Consider the following 23,631-nt stretch of genomic DNA (forward strand, 5'->3'; position numbering starts at 1 on the left):
GCTTGATCGCGGCTGGAAGAGACTGATGTCCTTCGTATTTCATGGGGAACGGCGGGGAAGACCAGCGATGACCACAATGAGAACCGGCACCGTCCAGGGGGCGGACGGACCGCCGCCGCCCCCGCCGAGAGTCGGCCGGAACCGGCTGGTGGGTGCGGCACTGATCGTTCTGTCCCTGGCCGCCGCACTGACCTGCTACACCGTCTTCACCACCTGGCTGCCCACCGATCGCACCCTGTACCGGGAGTACAAAGCGGCCGAGGCGTGCCCCACCCTGACGGCGATACCCAGGTCTGAGGACTGCCTGCGGAAGGTCGCCTTCACCGTCGAGAGCACCCGGAACACCCCCAAGGACATACGAGCGACCCTGCTCGGCCCGGAGCCCTTCCCCAGGAGGGTCGTGCGCTTCGGCGACTCGGAGCCGGTGCTGAGCGGGCTTCAGCGGGGGGCCCGGGTCACCGGTACCGTGTGGCGCGGTGTCGTCGTGGTGGTCGCCGAGGGGGCGTACGCCAGAATTCCTCCGACGCGCCTCGCGACGAACCCCAGATGACAGCCGCCATCGGCACGTTCGCGGGGCTGCTGGCGGCGTTTGCGCTGATGTTCGGTGTGATGCGTCTGGTCAGGCCGCGCGACCCCGGACTCTTCACTTGGCGCCCGTACGGCAAGTGGCTGCTCATCGTTGCGGGGGCCGCATGCGCCGCCGTGGGCCTGATCGCCGTGTGGACGGGCCTCCCGTGGCCGGTCGTGCCCGCAGTGTGCGGGGCGGTCGTCGCAGGTACGGCGTGGTTCCTCCACCGAGACCTGCGGCTCGGACGGGTCGGCCGGTAGAACGGGCATGACAATTGCGAACAACGGGAGTTCGCTCCAGTCTTCTTGTGTATCGCAAAAGTACCGCGCCGGGGTTGACCAGGGCTGGCGGCAAAGCGCCCTCCTGGCTTGATTGCGCAGGGCAGGGCAGGGCACGGATCTCGGTGAGCGGGCCTGCAAGAGTCTGGACGGACCAGCGGGGTGAGCGCCGTCCTGTCGTACGCCTCTGCGACCCCGCCACGGAGATCGTCAACGGCACCTACTACGACCGCGACCAGCGCGTGGAGCCCGCCCCCGTCGCGACCGAGGAGCGCACGCTCAAGTGCCTCACCAAACTCGCCGGCCAGCTGGTCGGGCAGCATGCCTGAGGACCACCGTTTCGCCGAGGGCAGGGGCAGGGGCAGGGGCAGGGGCAGCTGAGAATCGCCAGCCGAGGCCGTGCAACGCCCCGCGCCAGTTCTCCGGCGCCTCGGCCTCGGCCTCGGCTGCCGTCGCCGGGCCGACGGTCGCCGAACCCGCAACGGTTGGGCGCAGCGCACAGGGGGCCTGTTGCTGGCACTACCTCACGGCACTCGTACGCCCCATGGGCGGAGTGCAGGTCCGGACGAGCGGCTCAAATCCGCATCCAGCGCACCCACCGGTCCAGTGACCCGCTCTCCGCCGTCTGACAGCCCTGGCTGCGCCTCGGCACCGGCGTCAAACCGGCACAGGGCGGTACCGTGGCGGGCATGGGGAACGTGTTCCATGGAGGGACCCGCAGTCTGTCCATGTCCAACGGAGGCACGTCGGTCTTTGTCGAGGTGCTCATGCTGGCGGTTACCGACCTCGCCGGCAGACCGTGGGACTATCGCTTCGCCACCCTGCTGACATTGCAGGACCAGAGCATCATGGGGCGCGGGGCAGTCGGGTTCGACTTGGAAGACATCGACTGGGGCCGGTCCCGGCAGCAGCAAGCCGAAGCGAAGGACTTCGTGCTGCGCGTGATCGACCTCGCTTTGCGTCGGCACCGGTGGGACGAACTGCGTTACGACCCGCCGTTCGCCCAGGACTATCTTCACGAGTTCCGGGACATGGTCGATGCCTTCGATCCGGCGATTGCCGAGCGCCACAGCGGTACGTTCCCGAGTGCCGACGAAGCCGCCTCGGCCTCGTGCGTGCGGCACCGAGTACTGAGCTCACTGCCGCACTGGGAAGGCTGCGTCTTCTGCAACACTTGATTCCGCCACGTCAGGGCCGGTCACCACGGCATGGGCAGTGCGCTGATGGTCAACGAGCCCGGCGCGCCGGCCCTCGACTACCATCAACTGATCTTGAACGCGGCAGCCCATCTGGCTCACCCAGGCCCAACAGCATGGGCCTCCCGGCCGGCGTTCTACGACTTCACCGGCACCACAGCCCAGCGGCACCGCACCGAGCCGCGGGTCTCAACTCCCCCTTCACATAAGGGAGTTCAGATATGCCGACGGGGCCCGCGCGCTCGCGGGCCCCGTCGGCGTGGGCAAGTCGTCAGTGGCGCCCGGAGAACGCCTTCGCGAGGCGGGCGGCGTCCAGGGTGCCCCAGCCGGAGGCCAGGTCGTAGCCCTTGGTGGCACGGTAACCCTTCACGCCGTGGGCCGAGTTGTCGCCGCGGGTGACGTCGACGACCCCGTTGCCCGCCGCGTTCCTGGCGCCCAGCTCGTAGAGCTTCTCGTTCAGGTTCCCCAGCCGCTTGCCGGCGGCTTGGTCGGCCAGAGCCACGATGCCCGCGAACATCGGGGTGGCCTGGCTGGTGCCGCCGGTAACCTCCCAACCCGTGGCGCTCGGGTCGTAGCTGCTGTAGACCCAGGCACCGCCCGCCGGGTCGGCGCTCATACTGATGTCGGGCAGACCGCGGTGGGCGCCGGTGACGTTCTTGACACCGTCCTGGTAGCCCGGGCGCCCGAAGACCCGCGAGACGCCGCCGCCCGCGTCACTCCACACCTCGTCCGCCTTCAGCCGCTTGCCCTGGTCGTCCAGGTGCAGGCGGGTGCCGCCGACGGCGGTGACCAGTGGGTCGGAGGCGGGCCAGCCGACCTCGCGGTGGGCGTAGGTGTGCTTGCCGTCCAGCTTGTAGTCGGTCGCGCCGTCGTCGCCGCTGGCGCCCAGAACGGTGATCTTCGCGGCGGCAGCGGCCTTGAGCCCGTAACGCAGGTTCTTCAGCAGGTGGTAGTCGCCGGACTTCTTGGCCTGCTCGGCGAAGCTGTCCTCGCTCGCGCCGAGGCTGAAGCTGACGATGTCCGCACTGCCCTTGGCCGCGAGGTCCTTGACCGCGTCCATCATCTCGGGCAGGCCTTGGGAGCCCTCGGTCTCCGAGACACCCGTCTCGATCAGCTTGATCTTCGCGCCGGGCGCCATGGCGTGCGCGTACTCGACGTCGAGCGTGGTCTCGCCGGCCCAGCCGGTCATGTCGTGGTTCTTGGGATCGAACGGCGGGACCTTGCCCCACTTCTGCACGTCGACCTTGGTGGCCGGCAGGCCGTACTGCTTGTCGAACACGTCCAGGTCGTGCTGGATCGTCGGGGAACCGAAGGCGTCCACGATCGCGATCGTTTTGCCGCGCCCGTCGATCTTCTTGTCAAGGAGCGGGCCGGTGTTGTACGCGGCCTGGTACTGCGTGGGGCCGTAGCAGTCCGCGCCGAACTGCTTGCGGCACTCGGAAGTGGGCAGCGGCTGCTTCCGGGACGTCGTGAGGACGTGCCCCGCCGACGCCGGCTTCGGCACCACCGAGTGGGCCGACGCGGTGCCGGACGAGCCGGCGACCGCCAGAACGGGGGCGGTGACGGCGAGTGCGGCGGCGGTGGCGAGGGCTATGCGGCGCGGACGGCGCGCGGGCGTCGTGGGCATACGGGATTCCCCTTGAGGCGAGCGAGGCCGCGCGCAGGGCGCGACCGGATCGGCGAAGCGGCTGGTCACACCGCTGCGGTCGGCCTGGAACCGGATCCGTCACGCAGATTCCGAAGGCCGGAATTCCGCCCATCCTCGAGCACCTGGGGCGGGTTCGCGATGTGTTCTTCTTCACGCAACGCGCCGCTCACGCCCGCCGTCTTCCGTCTTGATGCGCTGGTTTGATGCGCTGGATGGGAGGAGGCCAGGAAGGCGCTCCAGAACCGTCCGGAGAGCTCCGATCCGAGCAGCCGACAACTGCCCTTGTGACCAGGGGCAGTTCACCGCCCCCCGCGCATCCCCAGCCTTCGTCAAGCTCGCCTTCTCGCACATGCCGGAGAACGGCTCACTCGACACAAGCGTGCTCCGTACCCACACGTGCGGGGGCGCATGTTGCGAATGACGACCCGCTCCGCCGGAGAGACACCCGACGACAGTTCGCGGACGACCGCGGTCTTGCCCAGCCTCCCACCCGGACATCCCCATGGACGAGTCAACCGCGCCGAGGGCGCCGCCCACCCCACCAGCTCGGACGTCCGCACGTTCTGCCCGGATTCGTAGCGATGCGTCCCTGTACGGGCCACGGCCTGAAGCGCTGGCTGGACAGCGAGATGGGCCGGATGATCCGGCTGCGCACCCAGCAGAGCCAGATCTACCGGACGCTGGGCCGCATGTGCGACGCCGGCTGGGTCGACTTCACCGTCGAACGCAACGAAGGCCGCCCGGACTCGAAGGTCTACCGCGTCACGGAAGCGGGCGAGGAAGTGCTGCGAGCCCGTCTCGTCGAGCCGTAGACACCCTCGCCGGAGTTCGGTGACCCCGAGTTCCTGATCCGCTACACCTTCGCGATCTTCCTGGGCAAGAAGGAGCAGATCCGCCTGGTGCGTGCCGAGTTGGCGGCCCGGCGTGCCCAGGCAGAGCGGTTCCACACCCGCGAGGTTCGCGAAGAGCCGTGGCTGCCGAGCGTGAACCGTGCCCGGATGGCACAGATCCTCGACCACGTCCACGACTACAAGGGCCGCACTCTGGACGCGCATGTGCGGTGGCTCGAAGAGGTCCTAGCGGAACTGACCTAGCCCTTCACGAGGTGAGCCGTCCGCGGTTTGATCAAAAGAGAGAAGTGCTCCTGACCTGAGGCTGGGCAAGTGCGACACGTTGGCGACCGTCCGCTCGTGATAGCCGTGTACCCGCGCCGCCTCAGCGCCGCGCCGCAGGCACGCCACCGGCACCTCGGGCATCTGTGCCCGCACCGGATCAGCTTGCTCTCGTCCGTCACGTCCGCGATGACCTTCGGTGACAACCCTCAAAACTCCAGGCACACAAGCTCACTGGTGTGATCCACAACTCATCGCGACATGGCGCAACGATCCGACACCACCGACCCCTCGACAGAGCCGTCGGCTGCACAGACCCGCAGAAGCAAGGGATCCGGCGAGTGAGGAGCATCGGTGTGACGTCAAGTTAGACCTCCGCGTTCAAGAAGTGAATATCCCGGACTTGTTGACACCTGGAAGCAAGTGCTGGCTTTATAAGTGCAGCGCCGAGGAACGCGGACGCTCCTCGGCGCCAACGGGCCGGTCTTTGGCCCTAGTTGCTCGCTTCAGACCACGAAGTGCCAACTGCCTGTCGCTTTCACCGGAAGGGGCGTCCTTGTCTACGGCTAGACGGGAGTGCCCCCCAGACTCTCTTCCTTGAACTTCAACGGCCTGGATACGTCGGATCGAGTTCAAGTATCGAAAGGACCACCGTGAAAAGCTTCCTCAGCCGACCGCGGCACAGGGGCGGGGTGTTAACGGCCCTGCTGGCTGCCGCACTGCTGTGCTTGTCGTGGCTGGTGGTGACGCCGTCGGCGTCAGCCGGTACCACCACCATCTGTGACAAGTCCGGCAGCACGACGGTGCCGGGCGGAAAGTACATCGTCCAGAACAACGAGTGGGGCGACTCGATCCCGCAGTGCATCGACGTCTCCGACAACGGCTTCAACGTCACCACCGGCGACCACAACCTGGCGGGCCATGGCGCGCCGGCGGCCTATCCGTCGATCTACGCAGGCTGCCACTGGGGCAGATGCTCCACCGGCAACGGCCTCCCGCAGCAGGTGTCCTCCTTCACCGACCCGCAGTCCAGCGTGAACTTCACCACTCCCAACAGCGGCCAGTGGGACGCCTCCTACGACATCTGGTTCGACACCAACCCCAACCCCACGGGCCAGAACAACGGTGAAGAGCTGATGATCTGGGCCAACCACGCCGGGCCACCGCAGCCGTTCGGCTCGAAAGTCGGCACCGTCCGGCTGGAAGGCGCCAACTGGGACGTGTGGTACGCCCGACAGGGCAGCAGCCCCGCCTGGAACACCGTCTCCTACGTCCGCCAGCAGCCCACCAACGCGACCACGGTGCACATCAAGGACTTCACCGACGACTCGATCGCACGCAACTACCTGCAGCCCTCCTGGTACATGACCAGCGTGCAGTTCGGCTTCGAGCCATGGGTCGGCGGCCCCGGCCTGGCCGTGAACTCCTTCTCCTACACCCCCAACGGCGACGGTACATCCGCCGCGCACACGGGACAGGCAAGCGGGCACTGACTGGACATCAGCGGCTCCGGCACGACCGACGGCACACCCGTCCAACTGCCGGGCCGCTACGGCGGCCGGAACCAGAATTGGACGTCGCCAACAACACGGTCACTAACCCGCAGTCGGGCAAGTGCCTGGACGCCGGTTGGTCCGGCAACGGTGCCTGTTCCAGATCTGGGACTGCTATGGCAGCGGAGCCCAGCCCAGCCAGGTCCGGTCGCTGAAGTAGCACCGAATGGGCACTCAATGGAGCCCTCCAGCACAGCCGGGCCCCACACCTGGCGCTGCGGCGCGGCGCGGGTGGCCACCGACAGGCCCACCGGGTCGGATCACGAGGAGGAAACATGTACGAGGACAACACCCCAGCCAACCCGATCAACCGCAGGAGCTTCATCGCGCGGGCCGGCGCCCTGGCACTGGTCACAGGGACAGCCGCGATAATGCTGCCCGAAATCGCCGACGGCGCCACGGCCATCACCACGAATCAAACCGGCACCAACAACGGCTACTACTATTCGTTCTGGACCAATGGCGGCGGATCGGTCTCCATGACCTTGGGGTCCGGCGGTAATTACCACACCTCATGGTCCAACTGCGGGAACTTCACTGCGGGTACAGGATGGAGCACTGGCGGACGCATGAGTGTGAACTACTCAGGCAGCTTCAGTCCGTCCGGTAACGCATACCTGTCTCTCTACGGGTGGACGACAAACCCACTCGTGGAATATTACATCGTTGACAACTGGGGCACTTATAGGCCCACGGGAACCTACAAGGGCACAGTCACCAGTGACGGCGGTACGTACGACATCTACGAGACGACTCAAATCAACCAGCCCTCCATCCAAGGAACGGCAACGTTCAATCAGTACTGGAGTGTCCGGCAGACGCAAAGGACCGGTGGAACTATAACTACCGGCAACCACTTTGACGCATGGGCCGGCCATGGAATGAACCTGGGCGGTTTCAATTACATGATGCTCTCAACAGAGGGATATCAAAGCAGCGGGAGCTCCAACATAACGGTGAACTGACTCCCCTCCGGCTGCCGCAGCGGCAGCCGCACCGCGACGCGCTGCCGCGGGAAGACAAGGAAGACGAGTTGGAAGACGAGCTGGAAGACGACCTGGTCGACTACGGCCCCGCGGTCTCCGCTGAGGATGCGGAGTGGACAGCTGGGGCATTGGTGCGGGTGACAGCTGTCTTCCTGGATGTCCTCTTGGATGCCCTCTTGGATGCCCTCTTGGATGCCCTCTTGGATGCCCTCTTGAGCGAGGTGCTTCAGGATGCGTGTGCGCTGGGCCAGGAGGAGACGTCGTCGGGTGGCTCGGGTTCGTCCGCGAGGCGGTCGTGTGCGGCATCACGGGTGGATGATGCCGATGCCGTGCTGCGGGACGCATGCCGGGCTGTCCAGGGTGCGTCCCGTAAGCGGTCGGCGGGATCAGATGCGGTCGGCGGCGATCAGCAGGTACTGGAAGCTGCCGTTCTTGTACGCGGTCAGGAACGTGTCCTCGATACCGGTGACCAGGGAGGACTTGGCGCGCAGCTCCCAGTACGGGATGGTCGCCGCGGTGAGGTCCACCACGCTGATCGGCACGAGCCGGTTGTTCGCCATCTCCTTGAAATAGGCGGAACGGGGGTGGATATCGCAGATGTAGTGGGCGTTGATCGTCGAGACCTCGCGGGAGGGCAGCCCGTAGGTGTCGTTGTAGCAACCGGTGATGGTGACGTACCGGCCGCCGCGTGCCAGGAGGCGGGCGTATTCGGCGAACAGCAGCGACAGGTCGACGTACATCGTGGACTCGTTGTTCCAGATGCCGCGGAACGAGCCGGTCTCGAAGCCGGTGTCGAGCATGTTCTTGAGGCGGAAGCGCACCTTGTCGTCCACGCCGTGCTTCTTGGCCTGCTCGTTGGCGAAGGCCACCTGGGTCTTGGAGATGGAGATCCCGTCGACGTGGCAGCCGAAGCGCTTGTTGGCGACCAGGCTGCCGCCGCCCCGGCCGCATCCGGAGTCCAGGAGACGGTCGTCGGCGGCGACGGCGCCGAGGTGGTCGGCGAGGAAGTCGGCCTGGGCGCACTCCAGGCGGTGCAGTTCGGCGATGATGCGCTCGTCGCGCGTGTCCTCGGGCCCGTCCAGGACCGACCAGTCGGCGTCGCCGATGCCGTAGTGGTGATGGTAGAAGCCGTCGACCTCTCCCAGACGGAGGTTGACGGGGTTCTTCTCGTGGTTCCAGTAGTCGGCCACCGACTCCTGGTAGGGACTGATGGTCGGGGCCGGGGCCGCGCTGACGCGGGGCGCTGTGGTGGTCATGCGGTTGCCTTGTCTCTCACCAGTAGTTGGGCAGGGAGTAGCGGTAGGTGTTGGTGCGGTGCCATTCGTGGTTGCCGGCGACCCAGGCGGCGAGACTGGTGGTGTAACGGGCCAGGGCCGGTTCCTCGGCGGCGAGGGCGGCGGATTCGTCCTCGAAGGCGTGCATGATCTCGTTGTGGATGTCGACGGCCTTCAGGTAGGCGTTCTTGAGGCCGTTGCGCTCCTCGGCGGCGATCACCACCGGGAGGTTGAGGTGGTGCTCGTCGTTGGCCATCTCTTTGGTGAAGGAGTACAGGTCGTTGACGAGTGTGGTGGCGTTGCAGGCCAGCGCCGTGACGCGCTGGACTTCAGGCCGGGAGTAGAGCGGCTCGGGCAGCTCGTAGCCGTCCACGGTGTCCACGATGGACAGACAGGGGCGGAAGTTGTTGAACTGACGCATCGTCAGGTACTGCCACACCGGCGGAGTGGTGTGGGTCTGCGCCCACGCGCCCTCGGCGAGATACCCCATGTGCAGGCGCGCCATGTCGTGGATGAACCGGGTGGCCTGACTGGGCGTGGCGACGTCCCGGAAGGCCCGCATGGCATCGGCGTAGGAGCGCAGCGAAGCGTCCGCGTCCAGCCCCTCGAACCACTGCTGCTGGTACGCGGCGGCGGTGTGCAGGGGGTCCAGGGCACTCTGCGCGATGATGAGCCGGCCGCCCAGGCCGATGGGGGATCCGCCGTAGTCCTCGCAGTAGCAGTCGTCGACGACGTTCTCCGCGACCAGCAGTTTGCCCGCGATGACCAGTCGCTCACGGTCGGCCGCCGCGGGGTGTTGCAGGACGACCGCACGGCCGACCTGGAAGCCGGCGAAGTCCCCGGCCCATTCGGGGGGAAACAGGGTGAGTTCGTGGGCCCAGGCTTCGAGTCGCCGGTCCACCTCGGCGACCTTGGCCGGGTCGGCCGGCACGGCGGGCGGGCAGTACAGGCCCGGAATCGGGTCACCGGCGCGGGGCGGGGTCGCGGGTGCGGACCGGCCCTGGCCCACGGGTGCGGACCGGCCGTGGCCCACGGGTGCGGACCGGCTCTGGCCCACGGCTGCGGACCGGCAGTGGTCTGCGGGCGGCGGAAGGAGGGCCCTTGCCGCTGACGTGCCCAGGCCGGTCGGGCCGCCGGGGAGCCACGCCACCTCCTTCGCCGGCTGTACGGGCGGCTCGGCCGCCGGTACAACCGGTTCCGCCGGTTCCGCCGGTTCCAGCGTCTCCGGCGGCGAGGCGAACAGATCCCCCTTCCCGCTCCCGGGACGTGCCGGATCGGACAGCAAGGCGCCCACCAGGCCCGCCGCCCCTTGGGCGGCCGGGGCGGCGAACACCCGGGACAGCATCGACACCGTCTCAGCCCTCCTTTACGCGCCGGACCGGGTGCTCAGTCACGCGACTCACGCGGGCGTACCTCGACGTTCTCCAGCATGCCGATCGCGTCCGGGACGAGTACGGCAGCGGAGTAGTAGGTGCTGACGAGGTAGGAGATGATGGCCTTGTCGTCGATTCCCATGAACCGTGCGTTGAGTCCGGGCTCGACCTCGTCGGGGATGCCGGTCTGGTGCAGGCCGATGACGCCCTCGTTGTCCTCGCCGGTGCGCATGGCGATGATGGACGAGGTCTGGTGTTCCGTGATCGGGATCTTGCCGCACGGCAGGATGGGTACGCCCCGCCAGGCGGGAATGTGGTGGCCGTCGACGTCGACGCTGCCGAAGTAGATGCCCCGCTTGTTGCACTCCTTGCCGAACGCGGCGATGGCGCGCGGGTGGGCGAAGATGTACTTGGTCCCACGGCGCATGCTGATCAGGTCGTCGAGGTCGTCCGGGGTGGGCGGGCCGGACTGTACGGGGCGGTCTTGGCGTTCCTGATCGGGTACGCGCCCTCGGCCGGATCGCTCACGGGGATTCGTTGGGGTGGGGCACTGGTGCGGGGTGTTGATCGCCATGTCCGGCGCCGTCGGCGATATCGGTGCGTAACGGTGCATAACAGTTGCATTCGCCAGCTTTCCGCGGCAGCACCTTGCTCAGGGAAACTGCCGCCATCAGCAGGGTCGTTCCCGCGACGACGGTGGCGCCTGCGCTTGCCGGAGACGAAGGCCCGCCTGCCGCGCCGGTTGGCCCCGGGGCGCCGGACCTGGCTCTCGGTGCCGTCGATGCGCAGGGTGATGTTCTCGGCGGCGGCGTAGGCAAACACGTCCTCCAGGGTGCGCAGTCGCAGGCCGAGCCGGTCGGGGACGGCACATCCGCGCTCCGCCAGGAGCGGACGGATCTCGCTGATGGCGCGGCCGATGGTGGAGGAGCCCACCTCGTAGATCACGCCGAGAGCCTCGTGGCTGAGGCCGGTGCGCAGGCGAACCAGGGTGGCCAGCAGCCGGTCGGTGAAGACGAGTTCGTACTTCGGCCCGGCACCGGCCTGCCGCCGGCGCGCGCCCTGGCGCCGTTCGTGCAGCGCGGACCCGCAGCGCGCTTCCCAGCATGGCGCGAGTTCTTCGATCAACTCGCCGAGATGGTGGCGCGCGACGCAGCAGAAGGCAGGATGGACTATGGCCGCGCGAGCCTGCTTGATCTTTCACACCTCAAGAACCCGCGCGGCCGTCGTCATGTCACGGCCCGCCCGGGAGGCTGGTCAGACGCTGCCCAGGGGTCGGTGCGGACCGCTGGGAAGTTCCATTTCGATCGTGTCGCCAGGGCGCACCACGCCGCCTTCCCTCACGATGCTCATGATTCCGGCTTTGCGCACGACGTTCCCCGCCTCGTCGCGGCCGACGACCTGCTTCAGCAGCCCGTCCTGGAAGTTGTCGATCTGCAGGCAGGGATTGCGGAGGCCGGTGACTTCCAGGACCGCCGAGTCGCCGACGCGCAGCAATGCGCCGACCGGAAGACCGAGCAGATCGATGCCGCGCGTGGTGATGTTCTCACCGAGTTCGCCGGGCGCCACGGCGAACCCTTCTTCGCCGACCTCGGCGAAGAGCTCTTCATGAATGAGGTGGACCTGGCGCAGATTCGGCTGGGTGGGATCCTGCGCGACGCGCGAGCGGTGCTTGACCGTCACACCGGCGTGCACGTCTCCCTCCACACCGAGCCCGGCGAGCAACCTGACGCTGTCCCGGTTCGGCTTGGTGAACGAGTACTCCCCGTTGCTGCTGACCGCCGTCACTCTCCCGCTCATACCTCGAAACCCCCTCGTCGGTAACCGTGATCAGCCACGAGCCTAGCCCTCGCTGCTCAAAGCACAGCATCCACAATCAATCCCGGGTGGGGTCATAAGCGGTCGGCTCCGGAAGTCCCTCGGAGGTTGACTTTGAAGCCAGTGGCATGCTTGTCGTCTGGTCAGACGTCGGGTGCAGCGAGGTGGTCCCCGCAGCGCAGTCGAGGGCGTCTTCGGGGATACCGGCGAAGGCGCCGGGGGCAGGATGGCGGCGTCCTGGTAGCGGTCGCTGCTGGCGTGATACGGGGCGAAGCCCCACCTGGTGGCAGTTCCGCCGTAGCACAGGCGCATCAGCGTGGCAGATCCGGCGTAGCGCAGGCGCATCAGCTCGGAGGTCTCGCCCCCGGGCAGTTCGCCGTCCAAGTAGACGAAGCCCCGCGGTGGCAGACTCGCAGCCGCGTCAGCTGGGGCCAGGTGGTACGGGCGTGCCCGCCGAGCTGCTGCTCCCGTGAGAGCCGGGTCGATTCCGAAGGTGTGGCCATAGCAGCCACCTTGCCCAAGGAACCCGGGAGACGATGCGGCAGGCTATCAGCCATCGTGATCCACTTCTCCCGATCGGCCCGCCTGCCTTGCCTGTTGCCTCGGCCCGCCCGATTGCCCCGACCGCCCAAGAGCGCGAGCGGCTGAAGAAGATGGCCTACGGCCGCAAAAACGAGCACCGGCTGCGCACGCGTGCACACATCGTGCTGCACGCGGCGCGCGGGTCGGAGCACACGATCAGACGAAGGCCGCCTCAGCATGCGGAGAATACCCAGGTCAGCTACCTAGTTCGCGTTGCATTTCGACACCGGACCCGCCGCAGTGCCGAGTGCCGGTGATAAGGCCAGCCAGCAAACTGGTCGAAGCCTTATGCGCCCACCGCGCCTTGCACGAATCGCCGAAGGTGCGCACGTACGGCGTCGGGCTGCTCCAACCAGGGTTCGTGCCCAGCACCCTTGATCCGCGTCAGCGGAAGATCGAGCCGGAGCGCGACGGATTCAAGTGCCGACACAGGGCGAGGATCATCGGCACCACCGAGGAGCTCTGCTCGCGCGGGCAGACACGCGCGCAGCTCGGCCAGATGCGCATCAAGCGGGTCCGCGCGTCCTTCCCTGCCAAGTTCGCCGTTCATAGCCCAGTTGATGGGGCGACGCCGCCGGGCGCCCTGCGCGGCCCAGCGCCACCCGAGTTCCGGATCGGCGTGGTCGGTGAACCAAGCCAGCGTGAGCAGCTCGACTTCCTGCTCCTCCGTGCGGTCCGGCGTCTCCTCCAATGCATGGAGCCGCTCCTGCTGTAATGCGGACATGCGGCGATCGCGCTCCGCCCGGTCCCTGGTGCGCCAATCACCGACGAACGGCCCGCACATCAGCAGCATCGCGGCAACTCGGTCAGGGTGCTTGAGGCAGAACCGGCTCGCCAGGTCGGTGCCGTAGGAGTGCCCAATCAGCACGGCCTTTGGCACGTCCCATGCGTCGAGCAGTTCGGCGAGATCGTCGACATGCCGGGCGAGGGAATGGCGTCCCTGCCAAGGGGACCGGCCTGTGCCACGCTGGTCGTACCGGTACACGGGCGCAAGGTCCCCGACCATGGCGGCGACATCGCCCAGGTAGTCCGGCAGCCCCGGACCGCCATGGAGCATGACCACGGGCAGCTTCCGGGTCGTGTCTCCCAGCGCTATCCAGCGCAACTGGGCCTCGTCGGTCATCGACGTGAGGCCCTGCGTCTCCATCAAGGTCACTGCGGAGAACTTACCGGTCTCACTGAAGCTCCGCCAAAGGTTGGAGAACAAGCTGAGTACCTACCCCTGTTCTGGAACCGGTGACGAGCTGGTGGACGACTCGTTGAGCCGACATGATCGATGGTGTGACGGATCTAGATGATCGATTCCAAGCGGTTTAGTGGTCGTAGGCGGTCAGTACGCGCATGACTGGTTGGCCGCGCATGAACCTGGCTCCCCTCATCAGGCCCCCTGGAGTCGATCATCTAGGCTGGCGCGGTGACTGATGAGCAGGAGCGGGTGCAGCCGTCGGGAGTGTGGGCCACGGCAGTGGGGGTGGCCAGGGTGCGGGCGCTGGAGACCGAGCGGGAGAACGCGCTGTTCCGCGACCCACTGGCACAAGCCTTCGCCACCGCCGGCGGCCTATGGCCCTCATCGCCGCCGCTGCCCGATGACGAGGCCGCGCGGCGCCGCCGGCTGGCCGTGTCGTTCTCCATCGTCATCAGGACGAAGTTCCTCGACGACCTGTTGCAGCGGGCCTCCGCGTCCGGGGTCCGGCAGGTCGTACTGCTCGGCGCCGGCATGGACAGCCGGGCCTTCCGGATGGACTGGCCCGAGGGCACCCGGCTGTTCGAGGTCGACACCGCCGCGCCACTGGACTTCAAGGATTCGGTGCTGCGCCAGGAGCAGGCCGTCGCACGCTGCGAGCGGATCACCGTCGAGGTGGATCTGCGTGAGGACTGGCCAGGCGCGCTGGCCGCCGCAGGGCACGACCCGGCGTTGCCGACCGTGTGGATCGCCGAAGGACTGCTGATCTATCTGCCCGAGGACGCGGTGGAGCTGCTGCTGGCCCGGATCAGCGCGCAGTCGGCGGCAGGCAGTCGGATGGGGCTGACGTTGGGCTCGCGCGGCGTGATCGAGCGCTTCGGCGCGGACGCCGTGCCGGGATCAGCGGCGTCCATGTGGGTCTCGGAGATGCCCGACGACCCGGTGGGCTGGCTGGCCGGGCACGGCTGGGAGGCCGACAGCCACACCCTGCGCGAGCGCGCTGCCGCCTACGGCCGCCCGATCAACACCCCGCCGGAGCGCGAGGAGCGGCCCGGCGGACTGATCTCGGCGGTCCGCCGGTAGAGCGTCTCCCGGTTCCCCAGATGATCGATTCCAAGGGGGCCTGATGAGTGGAGCCAGGTTCATGCACGGCCAGCCGGTCATACGCGCACTGACCGCCTACGACCACTCATGAGGAAAGCCGGTCGGCTGCCGGGGATTGGCGGCCAGCTCCCCGGCAAGGAGAGGCCCGCGGTGCCGGAGAGCGGAACTTGCGCGGCCAGGACCTGTCCGGCCGATCATGTCACTGCCCCGTGCCTGGGTCGTTGATGTGGGATGGGGCGGATGTGGGTTGAGGCGGGGTGATCTGACGGATGCGGAGTGGGAACGACTGCGGCCGTTCCTACCGGTCAGCAATGGACGTTGTGGCCGGTGGCGGGATCACCGTCAGGTGATTGACGGATCCCGCACCGCGTGCGGACCGGAGTGCAGTTGCGGGATCTGCCCGAACGGTTCGGGTTCGGTTCGGGCCCTGGAAGACCGTCTGTGAACGCCACCGGCCGTGCTCGGCCGACGGCACCTGGGAACGTCTGCTGCGGCAGGTCCAGGCCGTGGCCGACGCCGCGGGCGAGATCGACTGGGACGTCTCGGTCGCCTCCACCATCGTGCGAGCCCATCAGCACGCGGCTGGTGCCCGTACCGACCCTCCGCCGGTCCTTGCGTCAAAGGGGCGCGGGTGGTCAACAGGCTGAAGCAGTGCCGGGCCGTGGCACTCGCTATGACCTATGGCAAACGCGGCTGCATCTTCCTTGGCAATGCCACCACAGCATCCCCGGTCGTCTGGCCCCGCACGTGATCCGATCGTCCGACCAGACCTAATCCAGATCCAGATCCAGATCCAGATCCAGATCCAGCAGAGAAGGTACCGGGGCATGCAGTTCACCCGATGCCACCGCCAGGACCGCTTTTCCGGAGACACGGCGCCCGCGGAGGGCCTCGGCGGCCTCGTCGAAGCGGTCCCAGGATTCTTGCCAGCCGATCTCGACGGTGAGGACCCCCTCAGCGGCCAGCTCGGTGAGAACCGCCAGGTCCGCGCCGACGCCGCCCTCGATGACGAAGGAGGTCAGCGATTTGGCCGGGCCGACGGTCGCATACGGCGGAAAGACCGCCGGCTCCCCCGATGTCCAGCCGACGCTCTGCACACTGCCCCCGGGACTGAGCAGGTTCCATGCCGCGACCAGTTGAGGTCCGCCGACGCTGTCGATAACCACGTCGACCGGTCGCTGGAGTCCTTCCAGTCCGATCAGCACCTCGTCGGCGCCGGCCTCGGCCAACCCCTCCCCGCGGGCTGCCGAGCCCACGGACGCGATCACGTGGGCACCGGCCCGCGCCGCCAGCTGGACGGCGAACCGGCCAACCCCGCCGGAGGCCCCGGTGACCAACACTCGCTTGTCCGGTCCGAGCCCGGCAGCGCGCAGCGAGCGCAGTGCCGCCACACCGGCGACCGGCAGAGCCACCGCCTGCGCCAGGTCCAAGCTCTTCGGCACCTCGGCGAGCGCACCCACGTCGATCGCGACGCGTTCGGCGAACGCCCCCGAGGTCAGGGCCACCACCCGGGTGCCGACCGCCGGGCCGGTTCCATCGCCTGCGGCCTGAATGACCACTCCGGCGGCGTCCGAACCGAGCACCGCGCCCACAGGGATCCGCCCTGAGCGGGCGTCGTTGAGGTCGCCGTAGTTCAACGAGGCGTGGGAGACAGCCACCAGGACCTGGCCCGGCCCGGGCACGGGGTCGGGAACCTCGGCGAGGCGGACGGCGGTGGATGCGGACGGATCGACGACGAGAGCACGAACAGACATGTCTTCCCCCTTGGTTGACGACTTGTAACAGCAGCCATCATCGATAACCTTGCTGCTCATCGGAAGGAGGCACTTTCATGTCACGCAGTCACACCCGTGTTACCGAAGCGCTGAGGGACGAGGCCTGCCCGGTCACCGAGGTGCTCGACCGTGTGGCAGGCAAGTGGAGCATCGGGATCCTGATCGCCGCCGCCCACGGCCCGGTCCGCTTCACCGAACTCGAACGCTCCATCAACGGCATCAGCAGGCGGATGCTCACCCTCAACCTGCGCAGGCTGGAGCGGGACGGACTGCTCGTTCGCACCGTGTATCCGACCGTGCCGCCCAAGGTCGAGTACACCCTCACGCCCATGGCCCGAGAACTCCACGACTCGCTGACCGGGCTGGTGGGCTGGGCCGAGCGTCACCGGTCTGCCATCGCCGAAGCTCGCGCCGCCTACGACACCGCGACAGAGCAGAGACCCGACGCCGACTGAACGGGCCCTGGACGGCTCGCGCTTCTGCGAATCCGCAACAGTCGACCGGGGGCGATGAGCACGTCATCGGCATCGCGAGACCTGCGTGATCGGCCGGACTGGTCCTAGTGTCCTGAGTCGGAGATTCGTCGTTGGTCTGGTGTGAGTCGTCCTGGACCGAAGATTCCGCCTGTGGTGCTGTCTGATGCTGAGCGGGCGATGTTGCAGTCGTGGGTGCGTCGTCGTTCGAGTGCCCAGTCATTGGCACTGAGATCGCGGATCGTCCTGGAGAGTGCGGACGGACACGCGATCGCAGAGGTCGCCCGACGGCTGGGCATCACCACCGACACGGTCCGGGTCTGGCGCCGGCGTTTCCTGGAGCGTCGACTCGATGGCCTGTGCGACGAGCCACGACCCGGCGTCCCACGGAAGATCACCGATGCCGACGTCGAGCGCGTCATCGTGAAAACGCTGGAGGAGGCACCGAAGGACGCCACCCACTGGTCGACCGGTCGATGGCCGCAGCGACCGGGATGTCGCTGTAGGCGGTCTCGCGGATCTGGCGGGCCTTCGCTCTCCAGCCGCACTGGGCTGAGACGTTCACGCTGTCCAAGGACCCGTTGTTCATCGACAAGGTCCGTGATGTGGTCGGTCTGTATCTCGACCCGCCCGAGCGGGCCCTGGTTCTCTGCGTGGACGAGAAGTCGCAGATCCAAGCCCTGGACCGGTCCCAGCCGGTCCTGCCGATGATGCCCGGGTGCCCGAGCGCCGCAGCCACGACTACGTCCGCGCGGGCACCACCACCCTCTTCGCCGCCCTCGACACCGCAATCGGCAAGGCCATCGGCTCACTCCACCGCCGCCACCGCGCCGTGGAGTTCAAGAAGTTCCTGCTCAAGCTCGACAGGGAAGTGCCGGCAGACCTCGAGGTCCACTTGATCCTGGACAACTACGTCACCCACGGGGTTCTGGCCGTGAAGACATGGCTGGCCGCATATCCGCGCTTCCACCTGCACTTCACCCCGACCGGCTTGTCGTGGCCGAACCTGGTCGAGCGATGGTTCGCCGAACTCACCACGAAGAAGCTCCGCCGAGGCATCCACCGCTCCGTCCAGGCACTCGAACGCGACATCCGAGGCTGGCTCACCGGCTGGAACGAGCACCCCAGGCCCTTCGTCTGGACGAAGACAGCCGACGAGATCCTCGACAAGGTCGCCGCATACTGCCGACGAATCTCCGACTCAGGACTCTAGGAGCTGTCCGGCCGATCATGTGCGGAGCCAGATGACCAGCGCGGCTGCGGTGACTGTGTCCAGGAAGACGTAGCCGCGTTTTGTCATAGCGGGTGGCGACTGCCCGACAGCGGGTCGAGCGCGCCGCCGCCGAGGCGGCAGCGCACCACACGGACGCGCTGGACAGCGTGACCGAACTCATCACCGCGCTGGCCGATCACCGCAGTACCACCGCTGCCAGAAGCACGAACCACATCCCGCCCTTCGGCTCGTGTAGTTAGGGGCCGGTCGCGGTTCGTGACACAGGTCCGGTTCACCGCTTCTCCGAAGCATCGGCGGTCGCGGTTCAGGGCCGGCCGAGGCGGTGGCGGTTCCGCTCGAACCCAGGTGGGATTCCCGGTCGCGCCGTCGGCGGGCGGCGCGACCGGGACGCGGCTCAGCTGATCGGGCCGAAGATCTCGGTGCGGTCGAAGTCGGCGTCCATGCCGTCCAGCACCGCTCCCAGTTGCTTCTCCTCGTACGTGAAGTGCGTCTCCATGACCGCCTCGATCCCGTCCAGGTGGCGGTGTGCCACCTCCGGGTCGGTCGAGTCGGCCACCGCTTTCTGCAATCCACCGATGAGGTGCTCGATCATGTTGTGGTCCTGAGTCAGCTTCGCGACCACCGACGCCAGGTCGGGTCGCGCCCGCACCAGTTCCGGGAACAGCGAACCGTCCTCGGCGCGGTGGTGGCCGGACAGGGCAGCGCAGAACCCGTGGCAGAACAACAGCAAGTCGGTGGCGGCCTCGGCAGGGTCGCCGCCGTCCAGTCTCGCCCGCGCCAGCGCCAGCGCATTGCGCAGCGTGCCGTGCACCCGCCGCAGTTCTGCGCCCCAGGCGGTGACGCGGTCAGTCGGCAAGAACGCCCTCCCGTCGCAGCCAGGCCGCGCACGCGGTCGTCCAGGACGCAGTGTGCGGCTCGCGTGCAATGAACTTGTGTGGCTCGCCGCCGTATTCCACGCCGTCAGCCAGGCCGATGCCGTGGCTGCCGCCCGGGTAGACGTGCAACTCCACCGGTACCGCGGCGGCCGCCAGCGCCCGGGTCCACTCCAGGGCATTGGGCAGGCCCGGCGGGTCCTGAGCGGTGGCCCATACGAAGGTCGGGCACACCGACGCGTCCACGTGCTTGGCCGGGGACAGCTCGTCCTTGATGGGCAGCAGGTCGCCGAGCAGGTTCTCGACCACCGGCGGTGGCAGCAGGTCGAGGTCGGCCAGCGCGTAGGCCAGGATCGCGAAGTCCGGTCGGGGCGGGTCGGTGACGCCCTCCTCGATGGACAGGACCCGGCCGGTCATGAGCAGGCCGGCGAGTTGGCCGCCCGCGCTTGATCCGATGACGCCGACCCGGCCGATGTCGAGGCCGTGGTCGCCGCCTCGGATGTGGTCCAATGCGGCCCGGGCGTCTTCGAGCGGGGCCGGGAACCGGTCCGGCAGCAGCCGGTAGGACAGGACGAAGGCGTGGATGCCGAGGCCGGACAGCCAGCGCGCGTAGCCTTCGCCTTCGTGCGGTGGAAGTTCCCGGAAGCCGCCGCCGGGCAGGACGAGGACGGCGGGTCGGGGGCCGAAGAACCGGTCCTCGGCGGGGTAAAGCGTGATCTTCTGTGAAATTGGGGTGGGAATGGCCGTAGCCACCTTTCGATACGACGCCTCCATGCCTGACGATCCATCCGCCACCGGCACGCGACGCTGCCCGGGAGTATAATCGCGAAGATCGCTGGGGCCCGCTGTGGTCTCTGTGCCGCCATCACGGCCTTATGCCTGAAGCAAGGCACCAGGTCGGCGTCCTCGTCGGCCAGATGGGCGGCCGCGTCGCCGCCGCCGCCCTGACCGTCTTCAAGCAGGTGACGCGCCGACCTCCCTAGCCCAAGAGGCGGGACGCGGGACGCGAGCGAGTTCTTTACGCAGGGTTTCCCCTGGGCTGCTTCGTTTGGATCACCGAGACACCTGGTTGAGGCGGGTCACTGTGTCGTTGGGGAGGTGAACCGCCTCGCGCGTTCTTCTTCGAGCGTTGGGTAGTCGGTGTAGCCCTGTGCGCCGTGTGTGTAGAGGTGCTCCATGTTGATCGGTGTGGCGAGCGGATCGTTCGCGGCGATGCGCGCGGGCAGGTCGGGATGAGTGAGGAATGTGCGTCCGTAGGAGACCAGGTCCGCGTGGCCCTTTACGAGTACGCGTTCGCCCTGTTGTTGGGTGGTGGGCGCGCGGTTCTCGCCGACGTTGGCGATGAGCGTGCCGTTCCAGCGGGGGCGCAGATCTGCGAGGGCCGGGTAGTCGTCGTTGTCGGTGACGTGGAGGTAGGCCAGGCCGAGTGGGTCGAGTGCCTCGGCCAGCGCGCGGTAGAGGGGGGCAGGGTCGTGCTCGGACATGCCGAACTGTGGGTTGCCGGGGGAGAGCCGGAGCCCGAGCCGGTGCGCTCCCACGGCCTCGGCGACTGCGGTGACCAGTTCGATGGCGAAGAGGGTCTTGTCGCGCCCGTACGCGTCGTCGCGGCGGTTGGTGTTGTCGGCGAGGAACTGGTGGGTGAGATAGCTGTTGGCACCGTGGATCTCCACCCCGTCGAAGCCGGCCCGCAGGGCGTTGTGTGCGGCGGCCACGTGATCAGCGAACGCGGTACGGATGTCGTCCGTCGTCATCTCACGCGGTATGGGCGCCTCGGCCTTGCCGTCCTTGACGTGCACGGGGCCTGGGACCGGCACGGCCGACGGCCCTGCCGGGATGTCGCCGAGTAGCCGCGAGCGCGGGTGCCCCTGGCGTCCGCCGTGCATGAGCTGCGCGAAGATCCGTCCGCCGCGCGCGTGCACGGCCTCGGTGACCGCACGCCAGCCGACGACGTGGGCCTCGGTCTCCAGCCCCGGGATGCGCCAGCCGCTCTGGCCCCGGCGGTGCGGCCAGATTCCCTCCGTGATGAGGAGCCCGGCTCCCGCGCGCTGCGCGTAGTAGTCCGCGACCACCGGGAGCGGCGTGCCGTCCTCGTGTGCACGGAACCGGGTCATGGGGGCCATGACGATCCGGTTCGGGAGGGAGAGGCTGTCGGAGGAGTAGGGGGCGAGGAGAGGGGAAGTGGCCGTGTTCGTCATGCGGGAACCGTAGGATCTGACACCGATGTCAGATTCAACCCTGGGCCGAATGGGGGCTGGAGAACGCATGAAGATCGGCGAGCTGTCCCGGCGTACGGGAGTGAGCGTACGTTCCCTGCGCTACTACGAGCAGAAGCACATGCTCGCCTCCGAGCGCACGGCTGGAGGGCACCGGGAGTACCCGGAGGCGGCCGTTGACCGCGTGGTCCTGATTCAGCATCTGCTCGCCGCCGGGCTGTGCGGTGACAAGATCGCGAGCCTCCTTCCCTGCATGCGCGACCACGACGGAGGCCCGGCAGAGATGGCGACACCGTGGCTGGTCGAGCAGCTGAAGGCGGAGCGTCACCGGATCGACTGCTCGATCCAGGACCTGTATTACACACGCGAGGTCCTGGACGAGGTCATCGCGACGGCAGCGGGCTAGGTAGTTTCCGCTTGGATCAGCAGGTCGTTGGTCCGGGTGTGCCGTTGACTGACGCGCAGTGGGCGCGGATCGAGCCGTTGCTCCCGGACCGGGCGCCGAAGCGTGGTGGTCGGTGGAGAGATCACCGGGAGGTGATCGACGCGATCGCCTTCAAGTTCCAGACCGGAACGCCAGCGGAAACAGGACCGGGACGGGGCCCCGGGGAGGGCGGCGTCCGAGCAGGGCCAGGAGCAGGCGGATCAGCAGCATGGTCTTGCCCCCACCAGGGTCGCCGAGGACCACTAGGACCTGTCCGCCCGATCATGTACGGGGCGGACGGCCACTCGCAGTCTGCCGACGGCGAGGGCGATCAGTAGAACAAAGGCTGCGAAGGCGGTGAACGTGCGCATGTTGTTGAACAGTTCCCAGCGCCGCAGGATCTCCGCATGATCGGCCGGGGCCGAGGTGAGCGCCCACTGCTTGATCCGTCCGTTGATCGGCACGTTGCCGAATCGGGTTATCAGAAAGGACACGAGGGCCAGTAGACCTGCCACACCCGCGAGCAGTCGGGCGCGCCCCGCTGTCAGGGCGGCGAGCGTCAGGGAACTCAGGATCGACGCGCCCATCGCCGCTTGCATGGTGATGCCGTTCATCTTCATCAGTTCGGCGTGGAATGACAGCCGCATCTCAAGTGGTACGGCGTTGAAGGTAGGGACGAGATTAGCTGCGCCGTAGCCGAACGCGCCGGCGAGGAGGCCGGTGGAAAGCAGGGCAAAACCATGGACAAGTCTGATGCGCATGTTCGTCGGCTCCGGTGTATTGGCTTGGGGCGGATGAGTTGCCCGTGGGGTCGGCCCCGATAGACGATGAGCCGGGAGCCGAGGCTGGCTTCAAGGGTGGCCGGGTATCCGTCAGAAGTCCAAGATCCTTCATTTCTGGCACCTAGAACCATCTGTTCTGAACCATCGGCAGCTGGGGTATTCGCCACTGTGGCACCGGATCCAAGCCCTGGGACTTGCGTCCGGTCGATCACGTACGGAGCCAGATGCCGAGGGCCGCGACGGTCGCGGTACCGAGGAAGACGTAGCCGCGTTTGTCGTAGCGCGTGGCCACGGCCCGGGACTGCTTCAGCTTGTTGATCGCCCGTTCGACGGTGTTGCGCTTCTTGTACCGCTCTTCATCGAAGGCGGGCGGCCGTCCACCGCGTGAGCTTTTGCGCAGTCGGGCAGCCGGGCTGTCCGACTTCTCCGGGATGGTGTGCCGGATGCCGCGACGCCGCAGGTACTCACGGCATGGGCCGTTGCTGTACGCCTTGTCCGCCGCAAGGCTGTCGGGCTTCTTGCGCGGCCTGCCCAGCCCGATCCGAGGGACGCGGATCCTCTCCAGCACGGCCTGGAACTGCGTGCAGTCCGCCCGCTGTCGGCCGGTGACAATCTAAGGACAGCGGGCGGCAGTGGCCGTCCGCGCTCAGGTGGAGCTTGCTGGTCAGCCCACCACGCGAGCGGCCCAGGCCCTCACCTCGTGCACTGCCTTCACCATGCGGGCGAGCAGACTCTGCCACGGTGTTTCGCCCTGGTGTTCCGCCGCTTCGGCCCCCTTGGGCGCAAGATCCGGCGGCGGGGTGGTGCGGGCGCCGGCCGCGTGCTGATGAGCGCGCACGATCGTGGAATCCACCGAGATGTCCCAGTCGATCTCCCGTGCGGCATCGGCCGCGGCCTGCGCCTGGTGCAGAAGATGCTCCCAGGTGCCGTCTGCCGACCACAACCGGTGTGTGTGGCGTTCATAGACCGTCTTCCACGGTCCGAACCGCTCAGGCAGATCCCGCCATTGAACGCCTGTCCGTACCCGGTGCAAGATCCCGTCGATCACCTGCCGGTGATCCCGCCACCTGCCACAACGACCATTGCTGACCGGCAGGAGCGGCTGCAGCCGTTCCCACTCCGCGGCCGTCAGGTCACCCCGCCCCATGCCCACATCAACGATGCGACCACAGGGCGGTCACATGAT

22 protein-coding genes and 6 pseudogenes are annotated in these 23,631 nt (G+C 67.7%); 15 read left to right on the top strand and 13 right to left on the bottom strand.

The window, feature by feature from the left end:
- Positions 1 to 67: 67 nt before the first annotated feature.
- The 4 genes and pseudogenes from SNA_RS38405 (at position 68) to SNA_RS20135 (ending at position 2,024) form a co-directional block, all read left to right on the top strand.
- Positions 68 to 550, top strand: coding sequence for a hypothetical protein (locus tag SNA_RS38405; RefSeq protein WP_157880005.1), 483 nt, complete (start codon positions 68 to 70; stop codon positions 548 to 550).
- A complete protein-coding gene (locus SNA_RS38410; RefSeq protein WP_051877372.1) occupies positions 547 to 828 on the top strand; it encodes a hypothetical protein in 282 nt (93 codons plus the stop codon). Before SNA_RS38405 ends, SNA_RS38410 begins: the two co-directional genes overlap by 4 nt.
- A gap of 194 nt (positions 829 to 1,022) precedes the next feature.
- A pseudogene (locus SNA_RS20130) lies at positions 1,023 to 1,175 on the top strand (SDR family NAD(P)-dependent oxidoreductase); the annotation flags it as partial.
- Between the two features lie 360 nt (positions 1,176 to 1,535).
- On the top strand, positions 1,536 to 2,024 hold the full coding sequence (locus tag SNA_RS20135) for a hypothetical protein (protein ID WP_030067574.1): 489 nt from the start codon (positions 1,536 to 1,538) through the stop codon (positions 2,022 to 2,024).
- Positions 2,025 to 2,313: 289 nt separating this feature from the next.
- Here the strand turns inward: SNA_RS20135 and SNA_RS20140 are convergent, their stop codons facing one another.
- Positions 2,314 to 3,669 (bottom strand): S53 family peptidase, encoded by a 1,356-nt coding sequence (locus SNA_RS20140; RefSeq protein WP_044366100.1) that lies wholly within the window; start codon positions 3,667 to 3,669, stop codon positions 2,314 to 2,316.
- 602 nt (positions 3,670 to 4,271) lie between these two features.
- On the opposite strand from SNA_RS20140, the gene SNA_RS41440 reads away from it, so the two are divergent.
- The 4 genes and pseudogenes from SNA_RS41440 to SNA_RS40050 form a co-directional block, all read left to right on the top strand.
- A complete protein-coding gene (locus tag SNA_RS41440; protein ID WP_044366563.1) occupies positions 4,272 to 4,502 on the top strand; it encodes a PadR family transcriptional regulator in 231 nt (76 codons plus the stop codon).
- Between the two features lie 36 nt (positions 4,503 to 4,538).
- On the top strand, positions 4,539 to 4,784 hold the full coding sequence (locus tag SNA_RS20150) for a hypothetical protein (protein ID WP_275042023.1): 246 nt from the start codon (positions 4,539 to 4,541) through the stop codon (positions 4,782 to 4,784).
- A 710-nt stretch (positions 4,785 to 5,494) separates the two neighbouring features.
- On the top strand, positions 5,495 to 6,295 hold the full coding sequence (locus tag SNA_RS20155) for a GH12 family glycosyl hydrolase domain-containing protein (protein ID WP_051877373.1): 801 nt from the start codon (positions 5,495 to 5,497) through the stop codon (positions 6,293 to 6,295).
- 335 nt (positions 6,296 to 6,630) lie between these two features.
- Positions 6,631 to 7,317: pseudogene (locus SNA_RS40050) on the top strand (glycoside hydrolase family 11 protein); the annotation flags it as partial.
- A 410-nt stretch (positions 7,318 to 7,727) separates the two neighbouring features.
- Here SNA_RS40050 and SNA_RS20160 read toward each other — a convergent pair.
- From SNA_RS20160 to SNA_RS20185, 6 genes and pseudogenes are all read right to left on the bottom strand, one after another.
- A complete protein-coding gene (locus tag SNA_RS20160) occupies positions 7,728 to 8,597 on the bottom strand; it encodes a geranyl diphosphate 2-C-methyltransferase (protein ID WP_030067580.1) in 870 nt (289 codons plus the stop codon).
- A 16-nt stretch (positions 8,598 to 8,613) separates the two neighbouring features.
- Positions 8,614 to 9,834, bottom strand: coding sequence for a family 2 encapsulin nanocompartment cargo protein terpene cyclase (locus SNA_RS20165; protein ID WP_275042024.1), 1,221 nt, complete (start codon positions 9,832 to 9,834; stop codon positions 8,614 to 8,616).
- A gap of 167 nt (positions 9,835 to 10,001) precedes the next feature.
- Positions 10,002 to 10,457: pseudogene (locus tag SNA_RS20170) on the bottom strand (Crp/Fnr family transcriptional regulator); the annotation flags it as partial.
- On the bottom strand, positions 10,421 to 11,113 hold the full coding sequence (locus SNA_RS40055) for a helix-turn-helix domain-containing protein (RefSeq protein ID WP_051877374.1): 693 nt from the start codon (positions 11,111 to 11,113) through the stop codon (positions 10,421 to 10,423). The gene SNA_RS40055 and the pseudogene SNA_RS20170, both read right to left, overlap by 37 nt.
- A 129-nt stretch (positions 11,114 to 11,242) precedes the next feature.
- A complete protein-coding gene (locus SNA_RS20180) occupies positions 11,243 to 11,785 on the bottom strand; it encodes an MOSC domain-containing protein (RefSeq protein WP_078970047.1) in 543 nt (180 codons plus the stop codon).
- An 886-nt stretch (positions 11,786 to 12,671) separates the two neighbouring features.
- A complete protein-coding gene (locus SNA_RS20185) occupies positions 12,672 to 13,532 on the bottom strand; it encodes an alpha/beta fold hydrolase (protein WP_241779789.1) in 861 nt (286 codons plus the stop codon).
- Positions 13,533 to 13,799: 267 nt separating this feature from the next.
- Here SNA_RS20185 and SNA_RS20190 point away from each other — a divergent pair, with 267 nt between their 5' ends.
- Both SNA_RS20190 and SNA_RS44065 read left to right on the top strand, forming a co-directional pair.
- Positions 13,800 to 14,651, top strand: a complete 852-nt coding sequence (locus SNA_RS20190; protein WP_104532022.1) for a class I SAM-dependent methyltransferase — start codon at positions 13,800 to 13,802, stop codon at positions 14,649 to 14,651.
- A gap of 217 nt (positions 14,652 to 14,868) precedes the next feature.
- Positions 14,869 to 15,283, top strand: a pseudogene (locus SNA_RS44065) (transposase); the annotation flags it as partial.
- A gap of 159 nt (positions 15,284 to 15,442) precedes the next feature.
- Here the strand turns inward: SNA_RS44065 and SNA_RS20195 are convergent.
- Positions 15,443 to 16,426, bottom strand: coding sequence for a zinc-binding dehydrogenase (locus tag SNA_RS20195; RefSeq protein WP_051877375.1), 984 nt, complete (start codon positions 16,424 to 16,426; stop codon positions 15,443 to 15,445).
- 77 nt (positions 16,427 to 16,503) lie between these two features.
- On the opposite strand from SNA_RS20195, the gene SNA_RS20200 reads away from it, so the two are divergent.
- The 3 genes and pseudogenes from SNA_RS20200 to SNA_RS42560 all read left to right on the top strand — a co-directional run bounded on the left by SNA_RS20200 (position 16,504) and on the right by SNA_RS42560 (position 18,393).
- Positions 16,504 to 16,902: a winged helix-turn-helix transcriptional regulator gene (locus tag SNA_RS20200; RefSeq protein WP_030067588.1), complete on the top strand. Its 399-nt coding sequence runs from the start codon at positions 16,504 to 16,506 to the stop codon at positions 16,900 to 16,902.
- Positions 16,903 to 17,100: 198 nt separating this feature from the next.
- Positions 17,101 to 18,133 (top strand): annotated as a pseudogene (locus SNA_RS20205) (IS630 family transposase).
- 92 nt (positions 18,134 to 18,225) lie between these two features.
- Positions 18,226 to 18,393 (top strand): hypothetical protein, encoded by a 168-nt coding sequence (locus SNA_RS42560; RefSeq protein ID WP_157880006.1) that lies wholly within the window; start codon positions 18,226 to 18,228, stop codon positions 18,391 to 18,393.
- 155 nt (positions 18,394 to 18,548) lie between these two features.
- Here the strand turns inward: SNA_RS42560 and SNA_RS20210 are convergent, their stop codons facing one another.
- The 3 genes from SNA_RS20210 to SNA_RS20220 all read right to left on the bottom strand — a co-directional run bounded on the left by SNA_RS20210 (position 18,549) and on the right by SNA_RS20220 (position 21,221).
- Positions 18,549 to 19,010 (bottom strand): hemerythrin domain-containing protein, encoded by a 462-nt coding sequence (locus SNA_RS20210; RefSeq protein WP_044366103.1) that lies wholly within the window; start codon positions 19,008 to 19,010, stop codon positions 18,549 to 18,551.
- Positions 19,000 to 19,779, bottom strand: coding sequence for an alpha/beta hydrolase (locus tag SNA_RS44070; protein ID WP_241779753.1), 780 nt, complete (start codon positions 19,777 to 19,779; stop codon positions 19,000 to 19,002). The genes SNA_RS20210 and SNA_RS44070 overlap by 11 nt, the downstream gene beginning before the upstream one ends.
- A 326-nt stretch (positions 19,780 to 20,105) precedes the next feature.
- Positions 20,106 to 21,221 (bottom strand): alkene reductase, encoded by a 1,116-nt coding sequence (locus SNA_RS20220; protein ID WP_037791253.1) that lies wholly within the window; start codon positions 21,219 to 21,221, stop codon positions 20,106 to 20,108.
- Positions 21,222 to 21,288: 67 nt separating this feature from the next.
- Here SNA_RS20220 and SNA_RS20225 point away from each other — a divergent pair, with 67 nt between their 5' ends.
- Together SNA_RS20225 and SNA_RS45270 are read left to right on the top strand one after the other, a co-directional pair.
- Positions 21,289 to 21,645: a MerR family transcriptional regulator gene (locus SNA_RS20225; protein WP_044366106.1), complete on the top strand. Its 357-nt coding sequence runs from the start codon at positions 21,289 to 21,291 to the stop codon at positions 21,643 to 21,645.
- Positions 21,646 to 21,683: 38 nt separating this feature from the next.
- Positions 21,684 to 22,001, top strand: coding sequence for a transposase (locus SNA_RS45270; RefSeq protein WP_420823503.1), 318 nt, complete (start codon positions 21,684 to 21,686; stop codon positions 21,999 to 22,001).
- Here the strand turns inward: SNA_RS45270 and SNA_RS20230 are convergent.
- The gene (locus SNA_RS20230) at positions 21,927 to 22,424 is read right to left on the bottom strand and encodes an anthrone oxygenase family protein (RefSeq protein WP_030063406.1); all 498 of its coding nucleotides are present in this window, start codon (positions 22,422 to 22,424) and stop codon (positions 21,927 to 21,929) included. The genes SNA_RS45270 and SNA_RS20230 overlap by 75 nt on opposite strands.
- A gap of 229 nt (positions 22,425 to 22,653) precedes the next feature.
- Positions 22,654 to 23,592, bottom strand: a pseudogene (locus SNA_RS40075) (IS5 family transposase).
- Between the last annotated feature and the right edge of the window lie 39 nt (positions 23,593 to 23,631).

The sequence above is a fragment of the Streptomyces natalensis ATCC 27448 genome, assembly GCF_000935125.1.
Lineage (GTDB): Bacteria > Actinomycetota > Actinomycetes > Streptomycetales > Streptomycetaceae > Streptomyces > Streptomyces natalensis.

Coding starts and splice junctions, on each gene's coding strand:
- SNA_RS20225 (WP_044366106.1), top strand. CDS start 21,289: ATGAAGATCGGCGAGCTGTCCCGGCGTACGGGAGTGAGCGTACGTTCC.
- SNA_RS20135 (WP_030067574.1), top strand. CDS start 1,536: ATGGGGAACGTGTTCCATGGAGGGACCCGCAGTCTGTCCATGTCCAAC.
- SNA_RS20195 (WP_051877375.1), bottom strand. CDS start 16,426: ATGTCTGTTCGTGCTCTCGTCGTCGATCCGTCCGCATCCACCGCCGTC.
- SNA_RS20140 (WP_044366100.1), bottom strand. CDS start 3,669: ATGCCCACGACGCCCGCGCGCCGTCCGCGCCGCATAGCCCTCGCCACC.
- SNA_RS20180 (WP_078970047.1), bottom strand. CDS start 11,785: ATGAGCGGGAGAGTGACGGCGGTCAGCAGCAACGGGGAGTACTCGTTC.
- SNA_RS20160 (WP_030067580.1), bottom strand. CDS start 8,597: ATGACCACCACAGCGCCCCGCGTCAGCGCGGCCCCGGCCCCGACCATC.
- SNA_RS41440 (WP_044366563.1), top strand. CDS start 4,272: ATGCGTCCCTGTACGGGCCACGGCCTGAAGCGCTGGCTGGACAGCGAG.
- SNA_RS38405 (WP_157880005.1), top strand. CDS start 68: ATGACCACAATGAGAACCGGCACCGTCCAGGGGGCGGACGGACCGCCG.
- SNA_RS38410 (WP_051877372.1), top strand. CDS start 547: ATGACAGCCGCCATCGGCACGTTCGCGGGGCTGCTGGCGGCGTTTGCG.
- SNA_RS20230 (WP_030063406.1), bottom strand. CDS start 22,424: ATGCGCATCAGACTTGTCCATGGTTTTGCCCTGCTTTCCACCGGCCTC.
- SNA_RS20185 (WP_241779789.1), bottom strand. CDS start 13,532: ATGGAGACGCAGGGCCTCACGTCGATGACCGACGAGGCCCAGTTGCGC.
- SNA_RS20220 (WP_037791253.1), bottom strand. CDS start 21,221: ATGACGAACACGGCCACTTCCCCTCTCCTCGCCCCCTACTCCTCCGAC.
- SNA_RS20200 (WP_030067588.1), top strand. CDS start 16,504: ATGTCACGCAGTCACACCCGTGTTACCGAAGCGCTGAGGGACGAGGCC.